The organism is Streptomyces rectiverticillatus (assembly GCF_013394065.1).
GTDB lineage: Bacteria > Actinomycetota > Actinomycetes > Streptomycetales > Streptomycetaceae > Streptomyces > Streptomyces rectiverticillatus.
The window spans coordinates 3784897-3802888 of the sequence record NZ_CP040752.1; the positions used below are offsets into that span (position 1 = coordinate 3784897).

Sequence of the window (17992 nt, forward strand, 5' to 3'; positions counted from 1 at the left end):
TGTTCAAAGTCCTTTCGCGCTGCGGCTGTCTCGGGATGGGCCGACAGGCTCAGATGTCGAGGAAGCGGACGTCCTTGGCGTTGCGCTGGATGAAGGAGCGCCGGGCCTCGACGTCCTCGCCCATGAGCACCGAGAACAGGTCGTCCGCCTGCGCGGCGTCGTCCAGGGTGACCTGGCCGAGGACGCGGTGGTCGACGTCCATGGTGGTCACGCGCAGCTCCTCGGCGTTCATCTCGCCGAGACCCTTGAAGCGCTGGACCGAGTCGTCCTTGATCCGCTTGCCGTTCTCGCGGCCGAGCTGGATCAGGGCGTCGCGCTCGCGGTCGGAGTAGGCGTACTCGAAGTCGTCCCGGCCCCACTTGATCTTGTAGAGCGGGGGACGGGAGAGGTAGACGTGCCCGGCCTCGACCAGCGGACGCATAAAGCGGAAGAGGAAGGTGAGCAGCAGGGTGTTGATGTGCTGACCGTCGACGTCGGCGTCCGCCATCAGGATGATCTTGTGGTAGCGGAGCTTCGCGATGTCGAAGTCCTCGTGCACACCGGTGCCGAAGGCGGAGATCAGCGCCTGGATCTCCTGGTTCTGCAGGATCTTGTCGATCCGCGCCTTCTCCACGTTGAGGATCTTGCCGCGGATCGGGAGGATCGCCTGGTACTGCGGGTTCCGGCCGGACTTGGCCGAGCCGCCGGCGGAGTCACCCTCGACGATGAAGATCTCGCACTTGATCGGGTCGTTCGACTGGCAGTCGGACAGCTTGCCCGGCAGCGACGCCGTCTCCAGCAGTCCCTTGCGACGGGTGAGGTCGCGCGCCTTGCGGGCCGCCACACGGGCGGTGGCCGCCTGGATGGACTTGCGGATGATGTCCGCGGCCTCGTTCGGATTGCGGTCCAGCCAGTCCGTCAGCTGCTCGTGGACGACCTTCTGCACGAAGGTCTTGGCCTCGGTGTTGCCCAGCTTGGTCTTGGTCTGGCCCTCGAACTGCGGCTCGCCCAGCTTGACGGAGATGATCGCCGTCAGACCCTCGCGGATGTCGTCGCCCGTGAGGTTGTCGTCCTTCTCGCGGAGCAGCTTCTTGTCGCGCGCGTAGCGGTTGATCAGACCGGTGAGCGCCGCGCGGAAGCCCTCCTCGTGCGTACCGCCCTCGTGGGTGTGGATGGTGTTCGCGAAGCTGTAGACACCCTCGGTGTACTGGGTGTTCCACTGCATCGCGACCTCGAGGGAGAGCATCCGCTCCTTGTCCTCGGCCTCGAAGTCGATCACCGTGGGGTGAATGACCTCGCCCTTGCGCGAGTTGAGGTAGCGGACGAAGTCGGAGATGCCGCCCTCGTAGTGGTAGCGGACGTTGAGGGGCTTGCCCTCCTCGTCCACGTGGGCCGGGCGCTCGTCCGTCAGCGAGATGGTGAGGCCCTTGTTCAGGAACGCCATCTCCTGGAAGCGCCGCGAGAGCGTCTCGAAGGAGTACTCGGTGGTCTCGAAGATGTCGCCGTCGGCCCAGAAGGTGACCGAGGTGCCGTGCTCGTCGGTCGCCTCGTTCTGCTGCAGCGGGGCGGTGGGGACACCGAGCTTGTAGTCCTGGGTCCAGCGGAAGCCGTCGGTCTTCACCTCGACCGCGACGCGCGTCGACAACGCGTTGACGACCGAGACGCCGACGCCGTGCAGACCGCCGGAGACCGCGTAGCCGCCGCCGCCGAACTTGCCGCCCGCGTGCAGCACGGTCAGGACGACCTCGACGGCGGGCTTGCCCTCGGAGGGGACGATGCCCACCGGGATGCCACGGCCGTTGTCGACGACGCGCACGCCGCCGTCGGAAAGGATCGTCACGTCGATGGTGTCCGCGTGGCCCGCGAGGGCCTCGTCGACGGAGTTGTCCACGACCTCGTACACGAGGTGGTGCAGGCCGCGCTCACCGGTCGAGCCGATGTACATGCCGGGCCGCTTGCGGACGGCGTCCAGGCCCTCCAGGACGGTGATCGCACTGGCGTCGTAGGACGCGGGTGCGCCCTCCGCGGGTGCGGTCTCCGCCGCACCGTCCGTGGAAGGGGTGGTGTTCTCGTTGGGGTTGCCGGAATCGGCCACGAAGCGCCCTTTCTGGCACAGCACAGGCCATCCCCGACTGCGGCGGGGAGACCCCACCCGAGGCAGGCAGGAGCGGCTGCGTCGTTCTGCGTTGGTCGACGAGTCCCGCGAGCCGGCGGGATTGGCACCAGTCTACCGGTAGCGCTGACATGAATGGGGGTTTGGCGGTGCCTGAGCCTGCACGTGCCGCCCTGAACCGGCATCAGCCGACTCCCTATATGTGGACCCGGGCTCCAAGAGGCTCACAGCGGCACTCAGCGCTTCGGGCTGTCAACCGCCCGCTACCGTGAGCGGGGTCTCAGCGCCGGCCCCGGCGTACCCCCCGTCGCACCGGATCACCCCAGGTCACGCGGATCACCGGGCGCTCGGTTCCCACGGGAGCACCACAGGCCCTCATCCGTCCCCGCAGTCACCGCCCCCCGCCGGGCAGGGTCGAGGCACGGCCGAGGCACGCGCGGGCCGTCCGAAAAGGGGCCCGCCGGGCACCCGGCGTCAGCCGTACGTGTCGCCCGGACCCGTGCTGCCGGGAGCGCGCAGCGAGCCGTAGCGGCGGCTCGGGCCGCCCGGGCCCAGCACCTTGATCGTCCGCACGGTGCCGTGGCCGAGGTCGTCGTTGAGCCGGGCCACCAGCTGGGGGGCCAGCAGGCGCAGCTGCGTCGCCCACGCCGTCGAGTCGCACTGCACCGTCAGGACGTGGGAGTCCTCGTCGAAGTTCTGCGGCGCGCAGTGCAGGGCCAGCGTGTCGCCCACGATCTGCGGCCAGCGGCCCATCACCCCGCCCACCGCAGCGGGCTTCTCCCAGCCCCGCTCGGTGATCAGCCTGTTGATGGCGGCGCCCAGCGGCAGCGGGTCGCGGCCGTCGGCGCGCGCCCCGGAGCGCAGTACCCCGCCGCGGCGGACGTGCTTCTTCTGCTGGGCCGCGGCGCCCCGCGCCTTCGCCTGCTCCTTGGCGGCGCGCAGCGCGACACGCGCCAGGTCCACGCCGGACGGCTCGGGCGTCCTCGGCGGCTCGGAGGGCGTACTCATACGCGCTCGACCTTGCCTTCCGAGACCGCGTACCGGGCGCCGGTGAGGACCGCCGGAACGTCGTCGTCCACCGCGGCGGTCACCAGGACCTGCTCGCCGTGGGCCACCAGCTCCGCCAGCCGCTCGCGGCGCCGGGCGTCCAGCTCCGCGAAGACGTCGTCCAGGACGAGCACCGGCTCGTTGCCCTCGGAGCGCAGCAGCTCGTACGAGGCCAGGCGCAGCGCCAGCGCGTACGACCAGGACTCGCCGTGGCTCGCGTACCCCTTGGCGGGCAGCCGGCCGAGCTTGAGGAGGAGGTCGTCCCGGTGCGGGCCGACCAGCGTCACGCCGCGCTCGATCTCCTGCTTGCGGGCTTCGGCGAGCGCCGCCAGCAGCGCCTCGTAGAGCTCCTCGCGGCTGCGCGCGCCCTCGATCGCGGCCGGGCCCCGGTACTCGAAGGACACCGGGCCGCCGCCGGGGGCCAGCTGCTCGTAGGCCTTGTCGGCCAGCGGCCGCAGCTCGTCGATCAGGTCGAGGCGCCGGGCCAGCAGCTCGGCGCCGGCGCGGGCCAGGTGCTGGTCCCAGATGTCGAGCGTGGACAGGTCGAGACCGCGGCCGCCGTGGCGGCGGGCCATCGCCGCGCTCTTGAGGAGGGTGTTGCGCTGCTTGAGGACCCGCTCGTAGTCGGAGCGGACGCCCGCCATGCGCGGGGAGCGCGCGGTGATCAGCTCGTCCAGGAAGCGGCGGCGCTCGCCGGGGTCGCCCTTGATCAGGGCCAGGTCCTCCGGAGCGAACAGCACCGTCCGCACGATGCCGAGCACGTCACGCGGCCTGACCTGGGACGACCGGTTGATCCGGGCGCGATTCGCCTTGCCGGGATTGAGCTCCAGCTCTATCAGCTGCTGGCGCTCGCCCTGGACGACGGCCGCGCGCACGACGGCGCGGTCGGCGCCCATCCGGACCAGGGGGGCGTCCGAGGAGACCCGGTGGCTGCCGAGGGTGGCCAGATAGCCGATCGCCTCGACGAGATTGGTCTTGCCCTGGCCGTTGGGCCCCACGAACGCCGTGACGCCCGGGTCGAGCGGGACCTCGACCCGGGCGTACGAGCGGAAGTCGGCCAGCGACAGATGCGAGACATGCATGGTGCGCCGACCTCTTCCGCTGTGTACTGCTCGTCCTGCTGGTGATGCTGTTACTGCTGTGGTGCCGGTTACTACTTGCTCGTGACTACTTGCTCTCGACGGCGTGGCCGCCGAACTGGTTGCGCAGCGCCGCGATCATCTTCATCTGCGGGGAGTCGTCCTGGCGGGACGCGAAGCGGGCGAAGAGCGACGCGGTGATCGCGGGCAGCGGCACGGCGTTGTCGATCGCGGCCTCGACCGTCCAGCGGCCCTCGCCGGAGTCGGCCGCGTAGCCGCGCAGCTTGTCGAGGTGCTCGTCCTGGTCGAGGGCGTTGACCGCCAGGTCCAGCAGCCAGGAGCGGATGACCGTGCCCTCCTGCCAGCTGCGGAAGACCTCGCGCACGTCGGTGACGGAGTCGACCTTCTCCAGCAGCTCCCAGCCCTCGGCGTAGGCCTGCATCATGGCGTACTCGATGCCGTTGTGGACCATCTTGGCGAAGTGGCCGGCGCCGACCTTGCCCGCGTGCACGGAGCCGAAGTCGCCCTCGGGCTTGAGCGCGTCGAAGACCGGCTGGACGCGGGCGACGTTCGCGGCGTCGCCGCCGTACATCAGGGCGTAGCCGTTCTCCAGGCCCCAGACGCCGCCGGAGACGCCGCAGTCGACGAAGCCGATGCCCTTGGCGCCCAGCTCCTCGGCGTGCTTCTCGTCGTCCGTCCAGCGGGAGTTGCCGCCGTCGACGACGACGTCGCCCGGGGAGAGCAGCTCGCCGAGCTCGTCGATGGTGGCCTGCGTCGCGGCGCCGGCCGGGACCATGACCCATACGACGCGCGGCCCCTGGAGGGAGTCCACCAGCTCCTTGAGGCTGCTGACATCCGCGAGGTCCGGGTTGCGGTCGTATCCGATGACGGTGTGGCCTGCGCGGCGGATGCGCTCGCGCATGTTGCCGCCCATCTTGCCGAGACCGACGAGACCGAGCTCCATGGGTGATCCTCTATGCCTTGAGTGGGTTCGTACCTGGGTCTGAGCCTACGCCGGGCAGGCGCTGCACACCTGTGGGGCGGGGGCGCTCAAAGGGTGAGTGCCCCCGCCGGGGCCGGTCCCGCAAGGGAGCGTCAGCCCGAGAGCCGCACCGGCATGATCAGGTACTTGTACGCGTCGTCCGCCTCCGCGTCGAGCGCGGGCTTGCCGCTCAGCAGCGCCGGCTTCGTCGACGTCGTGAAGGACAGCTGGGCGACCGGGGAGTCGATCGCCGACAGACCCTCCAGCAGGAAGCCGGGGTTGAACGCGATCGAGATGTCGTCACCCTCGAGCGCGGCGTCCACTCGCTCCACAGCCTGTGCATCGTCGCTGGAGCCGGCCTCGAGGATCAGCACGCCCTGCTCGAAGCTCAGCCGCACCGGGGTGTTGCGCTCGGCGACCAGCGCGACGCGCTTGACGGCCTCGACGAACGGGGCGGTCTCGATCACGGCGACGGAGTTGAACTCGGTCGGGAAGAGCGTGCGGTACTTCGGCAGGTCGCCCTCGAGCAGGCGCGTGGTGGTGCGGCGGCCGGCGCCCTCGAAGCCGATCAGGCCCTCGCCCTTGCCGGAGCCGGCCAGGGCGATCGAGACGGAGTCGCCGCCGCTGAGGGACTTGGCGGTGTCCAGCAGGGTCTTGGCGGGAACCAGGGCGACGGCGGAGATGTCCGGCGTCTCGGGCTTCCACATGAACTCGCGGACCGCGAAGCGGTAGCGGTCGGTGGAGGCCAGGGTGACGGTGTCGCCCTCGATCTCGATGCGGACACCGGTGAGCACCGGCAGGGTGTCGTCACGGCCGGCGGCGATGGCGACCTGGGCGGCAGCGGCGGCGAAGACCTCGGCCGGGACGGTGCCCGTGGCCGTGGGCATCTGGGGCAGGGCCGGGTACTCCTCCACAGGCAGGGTGTGGAGTGTGAATCGCGAGGAGCCGCAGACCACGGTGACGCGCACACCGTCGGTGGAGATTTCCACAGGCCTGTTGGGAAGTGCGCGGCAGATGTCGGCGAGGAGGCGGCCGGAGACGAGGACGGTGCCGTCCTCCTCCACATCGGCGTCGACCGAGACGCGGGCCGAGACCTCGTAGTCGAAGCCGGAGAGGCTGAGGGAGCCCTCCTCGGCCTTCAGGAGAAGGCCCGCGAGGACGGGCACCGGCGGACGGGCCGGGAGGCTGCGGGCCGCCCAGGCCACTGCCTCCGCGAGTACATCGCGCTCCACCCGGATCTTCACCGGAAACCGCCTCCTGCTTGTTGCTGGCTCGCCCTGCTGGCGTCTTCGTCGGCTGCTTGCCGGAGACCAGTCTGACGCACACCGCTGACAGCTGGTGCGTCTCGGGGTCAAGTCGGGTCGGAGGGCGTGGCGCGGTCCGCAGCCGAGTTGTGCACAGGACCCACTTCGAAACGAGTTCCCCGCTTGATCTCTGTGGTCGTAGTAGTAGGGCCTGTGGAAACGGTGGACAACCGTCTTTGCCCAGGTCAACGCCGGTTTTTTGTCCACCGGGCCTGTGGGTGGGGGCGGTGGATAAGCGGGGTGTGCTGTGGACCGCGGAAAGTTCTGCACAACCGGTGCACAGGCAGGGCGCACTTCTCCCCAGGGCTGTCCCCAGTTTTACCCAGGTTCCCCACAGCCCAATCCGGCACCTTGGTGTGACGCCTTTCACTCGGGGCGGTGACCTCGGGCGTTTCGTTGCCGAACAGTGGACAGAGGTGTGGAAAGGCTGTGTACAACATCCACCGGCCTGTGGGCCGCCGGTGGACAACGCTCATGCCGCCTTGTGGGTGAATCCGTCGTCCACAGGCTGTGGAATCCCGTCGGCCACAAATCCACACGCCGCTGACCTCGCCTGATGGACTATCAACAGCCTCCTCTGTGGACAGTGTCTGGACAACTTCGCAGTCCCCAACGTGTGGACAGCCGGTCGGCAAGGAATCTGTGGAGAACCCCGGGTACGGCGCACGGAATCGAACAGAGCCGTCCACGGCTGGGGACGCCCGGGACCGCGAAAGGGCGCTCCGGGAAGCGTCCCGAAGCGCCCTCAGGCGGTTCCCGCGTCTCGTCAGCCGCTCTTGTCAGCCGTTCTTGATGCGGTTCGTCAGCTCGGTCACCTGGTTGTAGATGGAGCGCCGCTCGGCCATCAGCGCACGGATCTTCCGGTCCGCGTGCATCACCGTCGTGTGGTCGCGGCCGCCGAACTGTGCACCGATCTTCGGCAGCGACAGGTCCGTGAGCTCGCGGCACAGGTACATCGCGATCTGGCGCGCCGTCACCAGCACGCGGCTGCGCGAGGCCCCGCACAGGTCCTCGACGGTGTGCCCGAAGTAGTCCGCCGTCGCCGCCATGATGGCCGGCGCCGTGATCTCCGGCGAGGCGTCCTCACCGCCCGGGATCAGGTCCTTGAGGACGATCTCGGTCAGGCCCAGGTCGACGGGCTGGCGGTTCAGGCTCGCGAAAGCCGTCACCCGGATCAGCGCGCCCTCCAGCTCGCGGATGTTGCGCGAGATGCGGGAGGCGATGAACTCCAGGACCTCCGGCGGGGCGTTGAGCTGCTCCTGCACCGCCTTCTTGCGCAGGATCGCGATCCGGGTCTCCAGCTCCGGCGGCTGGACGTCCGTGATCAGGCCCCACTCGAAGCGGTTGCGCAGCCGGTCCTCCAGGGTCACCAGCTGCTTGGGCGGCCGGTCCGAGGACAGCACGATCTGCTTGTTGGCGTTGTGGAGCGTGTTGAAGGTGTGGAAGAACTCCTCCTGCGTCGACTCCTTGCTCGCCAGGAACTGGATGTCGTCGACCAGCAGGATGTCCATGTCGCGGTAGCGCTTGCGGAACGCGTCCGCCTTGCCGTCGCGGATGGAGTTGATGAACTCGTTGGTGAACTCCTCGGAGCTCACGTAGCGCACGCGCGTGCCCGGGTAGAGGCTGCGCGCGTAGTGCCCGATGGCGTGCAGCAGGTGGGTCTTCCCCAGGCCCGACTCGCCGTAGATGAAGAGGGGGTTGTACGCCTTCGCCGGCGCCTCGGCCACTGCGACCGCGGCGGCGTGCGCGAAGCGGTTGGACGCTCCGATGACGAAGGTGTCGAAGAGGTACTTCGGGTTCAGCCGGGCGGTCGGCTCGCCGGGGCCCGGCGCCGGGGCGGGCTTGGCCGCGAGGGGGCCGGGGGCGCCACCGGACACGGGCCGCTCGCCGCGCTCGCCGCCGCGCGGGTGGTGGCTCTCGGGCAGATCGCGGCGCTGCTGCTCGTACGGCATGCGCTCGGGCGGCTGCGACCGGTAGTCGGACGCCTGGTCGTACGCGCCCTGCTGGTCGTACGAGCCGGGCTGGTCGTACGGCTGCTGCTCGTAGGAGCCGCCCGAGTGCTGCGAGGCGTACGGATCGCGTTCGCCCTCGGCGAAGCCGCCGAGCCGCTGCTGCTGCCAGCTGTAGTCGTTTCTGTCGCCTCGGTCACCGCGCTCGCCACGCTCGCCACGCTCCCCGCGGTCGCCCGGAGGCGGCACCGGCGGCCCGGAAGGGGCCGAGTGGCGCGGCCAGGCGCCGGGCTCGGGGCGCTGCTGCTGGTAGTCCGGGTAGGCGGGGCGCACGGACGGCAGGTCGTCGGAGGGCGCCTGGCGGCCGTAACTCTCGCGGCCCTCGTAGGCGCCGCTGTCGTAGCCCTCGTAGCCGTCGCGGCTCTCGTAGGCGTCGCGGCCCTGGCCGCCGCCCCGGCCCGCGGGCTCCTCGTAGCGGGGCTGCTGCGGGGCCTGGGGGCGCTCGGCGGGAGGCTCGCCCGCGGAGTCGTCGACGGTGATCGCGATCCGGATGGGGCGGCCGCACTCGCGGCTGAGCGTCTCGCTGACGATCGGGGCCAGCCGGCCCTCCAGCACGCCCTTGGCGAATTCGTTGGGCACGGCCAGCAGGGCGGTGTCCGCGACGAGGGCCAGCGGCTGGCACCGCTTGATCCAGTGCTCGTCCTTGGACTCGACGCCCTGGCCGCGCTTGTCCCGGCCCTCTCCCAGGAGCTGGTCGAGCACGCGCGGCCACACTGCGGCAAGATCGGCAGGCAGGTCAGCCACAGGGCACGCTCTCTCAGTCACTGGGGGCGCCCCGTGAGTCCCACGAATGTGTGGTTCTCGGGACGGGCGGGAAGGATTCGGAGTTCAGCCACGGTAGTCAGGCCGCGGTGCGTGGTTCAAGTCGTTGTCCACAGGGTGTGTACAAATGTGCCATGGGGCGGGGCGTGTCGTCCCACCGGCCCGCGGCGGGCTACGGTGTATCCCTGGTGCGCTGCCGGTTTGACCGAATGGCGTAGCCGCGCGTACCGTGACCAGGTCGAGTTGTCGATGGCTGCTGCCGCCTGCCTCCGATGGGCAAAGATCGTGTCGAGTCTCTGATGCGGTTATGAAGCGGTGCACTCGGGCGTTGCGAGCTTCTCGTGGGCGCACGGTGACAGCCAGGCGATGTCCCGCCACCACCGATTCATTTCTGGAGCCCCCGAGTGAGCAAGCGCACCTTCCAGCCGAACAACCGCCGCCGCGCGAAGACCCACGGCTTCCGCCTGCGCATGCGCACCCGTGCCGGCCGCGCGATTCTCGCGTCCCGCCGTGGCAAGGGTCGCGCCCGTCTGTCGGCCTGAGCAGCCTGACCAATAGGTCCATGCCGTGCTGCCTACCGACAATCGGCTGAGGCGGCGCGAGGACTTTGCGACCGCGGTGCGCCGAGGACGCAGGGCCGGGCGCCCGCTCCTCGTCGTCCACCTCCGTAGCGGTACAACGGACCCGCACACACCCGGGGAGAATGCTCCCCCGGTGCGTGCGGGTTTCGTCGTCAGCAAGGCCGTCGGCGTCGCCGTTGTCCGCAATCTGGTGAAGCGCAGGCTTCGCCACCTGATGCGTGACCGGCTCGATCAGCTGCCCGCCGGTAGCCTGGTGGTGGTACGGGCCCTGCCCGGCTCGGGCGAGGCGGACCACGATGAGCTGGCCCGTGATCTTGACACCGCACTGCAGCGGCTGTTGGGAGGGGCGCCGCGCCGTTCCGATCCCCCCGAGGGCATCCCTCGGGACCTTGGCCGAAGCCAGGGAGGGAGCGCACGGTGAAGTATCCGCTGCTGTGGCTGATCAAGCTCTATCAGTGGACCATCAGCCCACTCCTGGGCCCGGTCTGCAAGTACTACCCGTCGTGCTCGCACTATGGCTACACCGCCATTGACGTGCACGGCGCGGTCAAAGGAACGGCGCTCACGGCCTGGCGCATCCTGCGCTGCAATCCGTGGTCGCTCGGTGGCGTCGACCACGTACCTCCCCGGAAGCGTCCGGTCTGGCACCAGCGGCTGAGGAGCCGACTGGGCGGGAACCCCGCCTCGGGGCCTGCCGCACAGCCCGAGACTCAGCCCAACGCCCAAGGAGCCTGATTCGTGGACACGATCCTCGGTCCTCTCTATTACGCAGTTTCCTGGATCATCGTCCAGTTCCACTCGCTGTACAGCCTTGTCTTCGACGAGAACAGCGGCTGGGCGTGGGGTCTGTCCATCGTCTCCCTGGTGGTCCTGATCCGTATCTGCCTGATCCCGCTCTTCGTGAAGCAGATCAAGGCCACGCGGAACATGCAGGCGCTCCAGCCGAAGATGAAGGCGATCCAGGAGCGCTACAAGAGCGACAAGCAGCGCCAGTCCGAAGAGATGATGAAGCTCTACAAGGAGACGGGCACCAACCCTCTCTCGAGCTGCCTTCCGATCCTGGCCCAGTCGCCCTTCTTCATCTCGCTGTACCAGGTCCTGAACCACATCGCGCAGGGCAAGACGGTCGGTGTCATCGACCAGTCGCTGCTGACCAGCGCGCGTGAGGCGCACATCTTCGGCGCCCCGCTGTCGGTGACCTTCCTGTCCTCCGCGGAGAAGGTCCAGTCCTTCGGCGCCACGCTGCTGGACGTCCGCGTCGTCACGGTCGTCATGATCGTTCTGATGTCGCTGTCGCAGTTCTACACGCAGCGCCAGCTGATGACGAAGAACGTCGACCTCTCGGTGAAGACGCCGTTCATGCAGCAGCAGAAGATGCTGATGTACGTCTTCCCGATCATCTTCGCCGTCCTCGGCATCAACTTCCCCGTCGGTGTCCTCGTCTACTGGCTGACCACCAACGTGTGGACCATGGGTCAGCAGATGTTCATCATCCGCCGTAACCCGACTCCGGGCAGCGTCGCCTTCAAGCAGCGCCAGGAGCGCCTGCGGGCCAAGGGCAAGCTCAAGGAGGACCCGGCCGAGGTCGAGGCCAAGAAGGCCGTCGAGGCCGCGCGCGCCGCCCGCCAGCAGCCCAAGCGCCAGACCAAGGCCAAGCGCCAGGTCGCCGGGACCACCGCCACGACCGCCACGACGGACTCCACGGAGCAGAAGCCCTCGCTCGAGAAGAAGCAGGGCACGGACGCCGGGGAAGCCAAGGGCGCCAAGGGCGGAAAGCCCGGGCAGGCCGGCGGCGGATCCAAGTCCGGGCAGCGCAAGAGTGGCCCGCAGCGGCCCAAGCACCCCTCCAAGAAGTAATGAAGGAGTCCACCGTGACGGACACGCAGCGCCAGACCAGCGGTGTCGCCGCCGAGGGCACCGACACCCTGTCCCGCCTGGAGCAGGAGGGCGAGATCGCGGCCGACTACCTCGAGGGTCTGCTGGACATCGCCGACCTCGACGGCGACATCGACATGGATGTCGAGGCCGACCGCGCCGCGGTGTCGATCATCAGCGACTCGACCAGCCGCGACCTGCAGAAGCTGGTCGGCCGCGACGGCGAGGTGCTGGAGGCGCTCCAGGAGCTCACCCGTCTGGCCGTGAACCGGGAGACCGGCGACCGCAGCCGCCTCATGCTGGACATCGCCGGCTTCCGTGCCCGCAAGCGCGAGGAGCTGGCGAAGGTGGGCGCCCAGGCGGCCGCCGAGGCCCGCAGCACCGGTGCCGCGGTCAAGCTGGACCCGATGACGCCCTTCGAGCGCAAGGTCGTCCACGACGCCGTGGCCGCCGCGGGTCTGCGCAGCGAGTCCGAGGGCGAGGAGCCCCAGCGCTTCGTCGTCGTCCTCCCCGCCTGAGCTGCCTGAGCGGTTCCCTCTCGGTTTCTCGATCCCACTTCTAGGTGTGTCCGGCCCCGTCTGCGCGCAGGCGGGGCCGATCCTTGTCAGCCTGATATTCAGACTCTGAATTCTCAGTGATTCTCAGAGAGACGTCGTACGGAAGGACGGTTTCCCGTGGATGAGGCAGCGGAGCTCCCCCCGGCGCCCCCGGAGGCCCGGGAGGTTTTCGGTGACCGCCTGCCGGAGGCCGTTCGGTACGCCGAGGTGCTCGCGGACGCGGGCGTGCGGCGTGGTCTCATCGGTCCCCGCGAGGTTCCGCGGCTGTGGGAGCGGCACCTGCTGAACTGCGCGGTGCTCTCCGAGGCCGTCCCGGACGGCGTCTCCGTGTGCGACGTGGGCTCGGGCGCCGGCCTGCCGGGCATCCCGCTGGCCCTGGTCCGGCCGGACCTCCAGATCACGCTGCTGGAGCCGCTGCTTCGCCGTACGACCTTCCTCCAGGAGGTCGTGGAGCTGCTGGGCCTGGATCACGTCACCGTCGTCCGTGGCCGCGCCGAGGAGATGCTCGGCAAGGTGCAGCCGGTGCATGTCGTCACCGCCCGGGCTGTGGCCCCGCTGGACCGGCTGGCGGGCTGGGGCGTGCCCCTGCTGCGGCCGTACGGCGAGATGCTCGCCCTCAAGGGCGACACCGCGGAGGAGGAGCTCAAGGGCGCCCGTGCGGCGCTCAGCAAGCTCGGCGTCGTGCGGACCTCGGTGCTCCAGGTCGGCCAGGGCGTGGTGGACCCGCCGTCCACCGTGGTCCGGGTCGAGGTGGGGGAGAGCCCGGGCGGTGTGCGCTTCGCCGCCAAGCGGGCCAAGGCGGCGGGGCGGTCGCGCCGCCGGCGCTGAGGCCGCGCGCGTGAGGGCCTGCTCACCGAGGTCACCCTTGGGGAGCAGGCCAATGCTCCATACAACCTGCCAAACCTATCCGTAGCGGAGTGTCGCCGCTGCGGCGCAGAGCGTGCGCTGCATCGTGTTTCACGTGAAACGACGCTCCTTGCTGCAGGGAATCATCGGCCGGGGCCGCGCGGCCGTACCGCGCGGTCAGCGGACGGCTGAACATGCCGGTGTATCCACAGGAACCGTGGATTCATCCACAGGAGAACGGGCCTCGCTGGTTCACAACCCCGAAAGCATGGCAGGCTCTGTCCATTGCGAGCCTGATGTCGAGGAGAGTGAATCCTTGCGGTCCGACGCCGATATCGCGGGGCCGATGGCCGACCCGGTCCCCGGTCCCCGCCCCGCCGAGTCCGAACCTGGGATGGAGCTTGTTTCACCTGCTGCGGATTCTCGGGGTGTAGCCCCCGAGCCCCCGGCCGACGCCCTCAGCTCGGTTTCACGTGAAACGCCCCCTCCCCCGATGCCCCGGCCGGATCAGACCCGGGTCATGGTGGTCGCCAACCAGAAGGGCGGCGTGGGCAAGACCACGACGACCGTGAACCTGGCGGCCTCGCTGGCGCTCCACGGCAACCGTGTGCTGGTCATCGACCTCGACCCCCAGGGCAATGCCTCGACGGCCCTGGGCATCGACCACCACGCCGAGGTGCCGTCGATCTACGACGTCCTGGTGGACAGCAAGAAGCTCGCCGACGTGGTGCAGCCGGTCGTCGACGTGGAGGGGCTCTTCTGTGCGCCCGCCACGATCGACCTGGCGGGCGCCGAGATCGAGTTGGTCTCGCTCGTCGCCCGCGAGAGCCGGCTGGACCGTGCGATCAAGGCCTATGAGCAGCCGCTGGACTACATCCTGATCGACTGCCCGCCCTCGCTCGGCCTGCTGACGGTCAACGCCCTGGTCGCGGGCGCGGAGGTGCTGATCCCCATCCAGTGCGAGTACTACGCCCTGGAGGGCCTCGGCCAGCTGCTGCGCAACGTCGAGCTGGTGCGCGGGCACCTCAACCCCCAGCTCCACGTCTCGACGATCCTGCTGACGATGTACGACGGGCGGACCCGGCTGGCCTCCCAAGTGGCCGATGAAGTGCGCACCCACTTCGGTCACGAGGTGCTGCGGACCAGCATTCCCCGCTCCGTCCGGATCTCCGAGGCGCCCAGCTATGGACAGACGGTTCTGACGTACGACCCGGGCTCCAGCGGAGCGCTCTCCTATCTGGAGGCAGCCCGGGAGATCGCGCTGCGGGGGGTCGGCGTACGTTACGACGGCAGTAAGGCTCACCTGGTGGGCCGCCAGCAACAGCAAGACCAGCACAGCATGTCGGAGGGGCTGCAGTGAGCGATCGACGTAGAGGACTGGGCCGTGGGCTCGGTGCCCTGATTCCAGCGGCGCCGAAGGCATCGGAGAGCGCCGGCCCCGCCGGGGGGCCCGATGCCACGTCCCCCACCGCGGTACCGGTACTCGCGCCGGAGCGGGGGGTGGCAGCTTCCAAGGTGACCACGCTGCCGGTGAAGGACTTCACCGTTTCACGTGAAACGGATGCGGAGGTGCTCCGCGCCGAGGCTGCGGCCGCGGCCGCAGCCTCGGCGTCGGTGGAGATGGTGGCCGGGGCGCACTTCGCCGAGCTGCCGCTGGATGCGATCAAGCCCAACCGGCACCAGCCGCGGAAGGCCTTCGACGATGTCGCCCTCGCGGAGCTGGTCCACTCCATTCGCGAGGTGGGCCTGCTCCAGCCCGTGGTGGTCCGGCCTCTGGGCTCCGGGCGCTATGAGCTGATCATGGGAGAGCGGCGCTTGCGGGCGTCCCGGAAGGCCGGTCTGGAGCGGATCCCCGCCATCGTCCGGGCGACCGAAGACGACAAGCTGCTGCTCGACGCGCTGCTGGAGAACCTGCACCGGGCCCAGCTGAACCCCCTTGAGGAGGCCGCCGCCTACGACCAGCTCCTCAAGGACTTCAACTGCACGCACGACGAGCTGGCCGACCGGATCGGGCGCTCGCGTCCGATGGTGACCAACACGCTGCGGCTGCTGAAGCTGACGCCGGTCGTGCAGAAGAAGGTCGCTGCCGGTGTGCTGATGGCCGGTCACGCCCGTGCCCTGGTCGGGGTGACCGACCCCGAGGAGCAGGAGAACCTCGCCGGGCGGATCGTGGCCGAGGGGCTGTCGGTGCGCACGGTCGAAGAGATCGTGAAGACGATGGACCCGGGGAAGCGCCGCACCTCCAAGTCCAAGGGCCCCCGCGCCGGCGCCCGGGTCTCCCCGGCGCTGACCGACCTGGCCACCCGGCTGTCGGACCGCTTCGAGACCCGGGTGAAGGTCGACCTCGGGCAGAAGAAGGGCAAGATCGTCGTCGAGTTCGCCTCGATGGAGGACCTGGAGCGCATCCTGGGCACGCTCGCCCCGGGCGAGGGCCGGGTGCTGGAGCAGAAGCTCTCCCACGAGGACGAGAACGAGGACTGACAGCAGGAGCTGATGGCAAAGGGCGGGTTGTGTTTCACGTGGAACACAACCCGCCCTTTGCCTTGTCCTGCTGTTCGCTCAATGCACGCACGGATACGATGCGTTGGGGTATGGCGCAACCACGTTGACACAGTTCGCGGAGGGGCGGGGCCATGCGATGGGTGAGCCGGACCGGACTGATGGCAACAGGCTTCGGCCTGGGAGCAGTCGGCGGATTCGTCGGCAGCCTCCTCCAGGAGCGGAGTGCGCTGAGCGCCGCCCGGAGTATGGCAGCACGCGACGGAAGTGAGGAACAGGCTCCATGGGGCGTCGGCTCGTACCGCTCACGCTGGACAATCTCCCGGACCTCCCCCAGCGCTGTCGCTCCTGCGTCTTCTGGGAACTCGATCCGGTCAGTGGTGAGGCCGCGCTGAAGGCGGGCCGGCCCGAGCTGGAGAAGGAAGCCTGGATCTCCGGGGTCCTCCTGGAGTGGGGATCCTGCGGCCGGGTGGCTTACGTCGACGAGGTCCCGGTGGGTTTCGTGCTCTACGCGCCGCCCGCCTATGTCCCTCGGTCCGCCGCCTTCTCCACCAGCCCTGTTGCCGCGGATGCGGTCCAGCTGATGACGGCATGGCTGACGCCGGGATTCCAGGGCCAGGGGCTGGGCCGGATGATGGTGCAGACCGCCGCGAAGGACGTCCTGCGGCGGGGGTTCAAGGCCATCGAGGCCTTCGCCGACGCGCGCTGGAAGGAACCGGCCTGTGTGCTGCCGGCCGATCATCTCCTGGCCGTCGGCTTCAAGACGGTGCGCCCGCATCCCCGCTATCCGCGGCTGCGGCTGGAGCTCAGGACGGCGCTCTCCTGGAAGGAGGACGTCGAGCTCGCGCTGGACCGCCTGCTGGGTGCCGTACAGAAGGAGCCGGCGCTGCGGCCGCTGTGACCTCGCGGTGCGCAGAGCACCGGGTATGCGAACGGGTCCGTCCCCTGAAGGGACGGACCCGTTTCACGTGAAACCGAGCAGTGCGCTCGGTCGCCTCACTCCGCGCTGAGGAAGCTGTCCAGCTCGCGCTCGAGGGCGGCCTTCGGCTTGGCACCGACGATCGTCTGGACGACCTCTCCACCCTGGTAGACGTTGAGGGTCGGGATCGACATCACGCCGTACTTCGCAGCGGTGGTCGGGTTCTGGTCGATGTTGAGCTTGACGATCTCGATCTTGTCGCCGTGCTCGGCCGCGATCGCCTCCAGGGAGGGGGCGATCTGGCGGCACGGACCGCACCACTCGGCCCAGAAGTCCACCAGTACGGGCTTGTCGCTCTTGAGGACGTCCTCGTCGAAGGACTTGTCGGTCACCGTCTTGAGGGCCACGGAGGTCTCCTTATTTCTTCTGCGTGGGGGCGGGAGGGGGAGGGGGGTGGATCAGGCGGTCTTCTCGGGCTCGCGCACGTGGTCGCTGTGCGAGAGGGAGGCGAGGAAGCGCTCGGCGTCCAGCGCCGCGGAGCAGCCGGTACCGGCGGCGGTGATGGCCTGGCGGTAGGTGTGGTCCACGACGTCGCCGGCGGCGAACACACCGGTCAGGTTGGTGCGGGTGGAGGGGGCGTCCACCTTGAGGTACCCCTCGTCGTCCAGCTCCAGCTGCCCCTTGAAGAGCTCGGTGCGCGGGTCGTGGCCGATCGCGATGAACAGGCCGGTCACCGGCAGCTCGGAGGTCTCGCCGCTCTTGAGGTTGCGCAGGGTCAGGCCCGAGAGCTTGTTCTCGCCATGGATCTCGGCGACCTCGCTGTCCCACACGAAGGAGATCTTCGGGTCGGCGAAGGCACGCTCCTGCATGGCCTTGCTGGCCCGCAGGGTGTCACGGCGGTGGACGACGGTGACGGACTTGGCGAACCGCGAGAGGAAGGTGGCCTCCTCCATCGCGGTGTCACCGCCGCCGATGACGGCGATGTCCTGGTCCTTGAAGAAGAAGCCGTCGCAGGTGGCGCACCACGAGACACCGCGGCCCGAGAGCTCGTCCTCGCGGGGCAGGCCCAGCTTGCGGTGCTGCGAGCCGGTCGTGACGATCACGGCCTTGGCGCGGTGGACGGTGCCGGCGGAGTCCGTGACGGTCTTGATCTCTTCGCTCAGGTCGACCGCGATGATGTCGTCCGGGATCAGCTCGGCACCGAAGCGCTCGGCCTGCGCCCGCATGTTGTCCATCAGGTCCGGGCCCATGATGCCCTCACGGAAGCCGGGGAAGTTCTCGACATCGGTGGTGTTCATCAGCGCACCACCGGCGGTCACGGCGCCCTCGAAGACCAGCGGCTTCAGCGAGGCGCGGGCGGTGTAGAGCGCGGCCGTGTAGCCCGCGGGCCCGGAGCCGATGATGATCACGTTGCGGACGTCGCTCACGGGAGTCTTCCTT

At 69.4% G+C, this 17992-nt stretch carries 16 protein-coding genes and 1 pseudogene; 9 read left to right on the plus strand and 8 right to left on the minus strand.

All coding sequences use genetic code 11. The features are described 5' to 3' along the window. Positions 1-49 precede the first annotated feature (49 nt). The 6 genes from gyrB to dnaA all read right to left on the minus strand — a co-directional run bounded on the left by gyrB (position 50) and on the right by dnaA (position 9257). Entirely contained in the window at positions 50-2098 is a 2049-nt protein-coding gene (gene gyrB / locus FGW37_RS16380; protein ID WP_179081726.1) for a DNA topoisomerase (ATP-hydrolyzing) subunit B, read from the minus strand. Positions 2099-2566: 468 nt separating this feature from the next. After that, positions 2567-3100, minus strand: a complete 534-nt coding sequence (locus FGW37_RS16385; protein ID WP_179081727.1) for a DciA family protein — start codon at positions 3098-3100, stop codon at positions 2567-2569. Next, positions 3097-4221 carry a DNA replication/repair protein RecF gene (gene recF / locus FGW37_RS16390; protein ID WP_179081728.1) on the minus strand — a complete coding sequence of 375 codons (1125 nt, stop codon included), beginning with the start codon at positions 4219-4221 and terminating at the stop codon, positions 3097-3099. Before recF ends, FGW37_RS16385 begins: the two co-directional genes overlap by 4 nt. Positions 4222-4306: 85 nt before the next feature. Next, on the minus strand, positions 4307-5182 hold the full coding sequence (gene gnd / locus FGW37_RS16395; protein WP_179081729.1) for a phosphogluconate dehydrogenase (NAD(+)-dependent, decarboxylating): 876 nt from the start codon (positions 5180-5182) through the stop codon (positions 4307-4309). A 131-nt stretch (positions 5183-5313) separates the two neighbouring features. Then, positions 5314-6444: a DNA polymerase III subunit beta gene (gene dnaN / locus FGW37_RS16400; RefSeq protein ID WP_168097023.1), complete on the minus strand. Its 1131-nt coding sequence runs from the start codon at positions 6442-6444 to the stop codon at positions 5314-5316. An 839-nt stretch (positions 6445-7283) separates the two neighbouring features. Continuing rightward, positions 7284-9257, minus strand: coding sequence for a chromosomal replication initiator protein DnaA (gene dnaA, locus FGW37_RS16405; protein WP_179081730.1), 1974 nt, complete (start codon positions 9255-9257; stop codon positions 7284-7286). 422 nt (positions 9258-9679) lie between these two features. Here dnaA and rpmH point away from each other — a divergent pair, with 422 nt between their 5' ends. The 9 genes and pseudogenes from rpmH to FGW37_RS16450 all read left to right on the plus strand — a co-directional run bounded on the left by rpmH (position 9680) and on the right by FGW37_RS16450 (position 16534). Next, positions 9680-9817: a 50S ribosomal protein L34 gene (rpmH, locus tag FGW37_RS16410; RefSeq protein ID WP_003949374.1), complete on the plus strand. Its 138-nt coding sequence runs from the start codon at positions 9680-9682 to the stop codon at positions 9815-9817. Positions 9818-9842: 25 nt separating this feature from the next. Next, a pseudogene (gene rnpA / locus FGW37_RS16415) lies at positions 9843-10211 on the plus strand (ribonuclease P protein component); the annotation flags it as partial. Between the two features lie 62 nt (positions 10212-10273). After that, positions 10274-10591: a membrane protein insertion efficiency factor YidD gene (gene yidD / locus FGW37_RS16420; RefSeq protein ID WP_168097064.1), complete on the plus strand. Its 318-nt coding sequence runs from the start codon at positions 10274-10276 to the stop codon at positions 10589-10591. Between the two features lie 3 nt (positions 10592-10594). Beyond that, the gene (gene yidC / locus FGW37_RS16425; RefSeq protein ID WP_179081732.1) at positions 10595-11713 is read left to right on the plus strand and encodes a membrane protein insertase YidC; all 1119 of its coding nucleotides are present in this window, start codon (positions 10595-10597) and stop codon (positions 11711-11713) included. 14 nt (positions 11714-11727) lie between these two features. Beyond that, a complete protein-coding gene (locus tag FGW37_RS16430; RefSeq protein WP_246430412.1) occupies positions 11728-12249 on the plus strand; it encodes a Jag family protein in 522 nt (173 codons plus the stop codon). A 156-nt stretch (positions 12250-12405) separates the two neighbouring features. Further along, a complete protein-coding gene (gene rsmG / locus FGW37_RS16435; protein WP_179081733.1) occupies positions 12406-13116 on the plus strand; it encodes a 16S rRNA (guanine(527)-N(7))-methyltransferase RsmG in 711 nt (236 codons plus the stop codon). A 286-nt stretch (positions 13117-13402) separates the two neighbouring features. Further along, on the plus strand, positions 13403-14494 hold the full coding sequence (locus FGW37_RS16440; RefSeq protein ID WP_179081734.1) for a ParA family protein: 1092 nt from the start codon (positions 13403-13405) through the stop codon (positions 14492-14494). Continuing rightward, positions 14491-15615, plus strand: a complete 1125-nt coding sequence (locus FGW37_RS16445; RefSeq protein ID WP_179081735.1) for a ParB/RepB/Spo0J family partition protein — start codon at positions 14491-14493, stop codon at positions 15613-15615. Before FGW37_RS16440 ends, FGW37_RS16445 begins: the two co-directional genes overlap by 4 nt. Positions 15616-15916: 301 nt before the next feature. Further along, positions 15917-16534 carry a GNAT family N-acetyltransferase gene (locus FGW37_RS16450; RefSeq protein WP_058045325.1) on the plus strand — a complete coding sequence of 206 codons (618 nt, stop codon included), beginning with the start codon at positions 15917-15919 and terminating at the stop codon, positions 16532-16534. A 95-nt stretch (positions 16535-16629) separates the two neighbouring features. On the opposite strand, the gene trxA is transcribed toward FGW37_RS16450, so the two are convergent. Continuing rightward, positions 16630-16959, minus strand: a complete 330-nt coding sequence (trxA, locus tag FGW37_RS16455; RefSeq protein ID WP_179081736.1) for a thioredoxin — start codon at positions 16957-16959, stop codon at positions 16630-16632. Between the two features lie 51 nt (positions 16960-17010). Continuing rightward, on the minus strand, positions 17011-17979 hold the full coding sequence (gene trxB, locus FGW37_RS16460) for a thioredoxin-disulfide reductase (protein WP_179081737.1): 969 nt from the start codon (positions 17977-17979) through the stop codon (positions 17011-17013). Positions 17980-17992: the final 13 nt, after the last annotated feature.

Excerpts from the sequence above, each read along its gene's own strand:
- recF (WP_179081728.1), bottom strand. The coding sequence starts at position 4,221 with ATGCATGTCTCGCATCTGTCGCTGGCCGACTTCCGCTCGTACGCCCGG.
- FGW37_RS16440 (WP_179081734.1), top strand. The coding sequence starts at position 13,403 with ATGGCAGGCTCTGTCCATTGCGAGCCTGATGTCGAGGAGAGTGAATCC.
- gnd (WP_179081729.1), bottom strand. The coding sequence starts at position 5,182 with ATGGAGCTCGGTCTCGTCGGTCTCGGCAAGATGGGCGGCAACATGCGC.
- FGW37_RS16450 (WP_058045325.1), top strand. The coding sequence starts at position 15,917 with ATGGGGCGTCGGCTCGTACCGCTCACGCTGGACAATCTCCCGGACCTC.
- FGW37_RS16385 (WP_179081727.1), bottom strand. The coding sequence starts at position 3,100 with ATGAGTACGCCCTCCGAGCCGCCGAGGACGCCCGAGCCGTCCGGCGTG.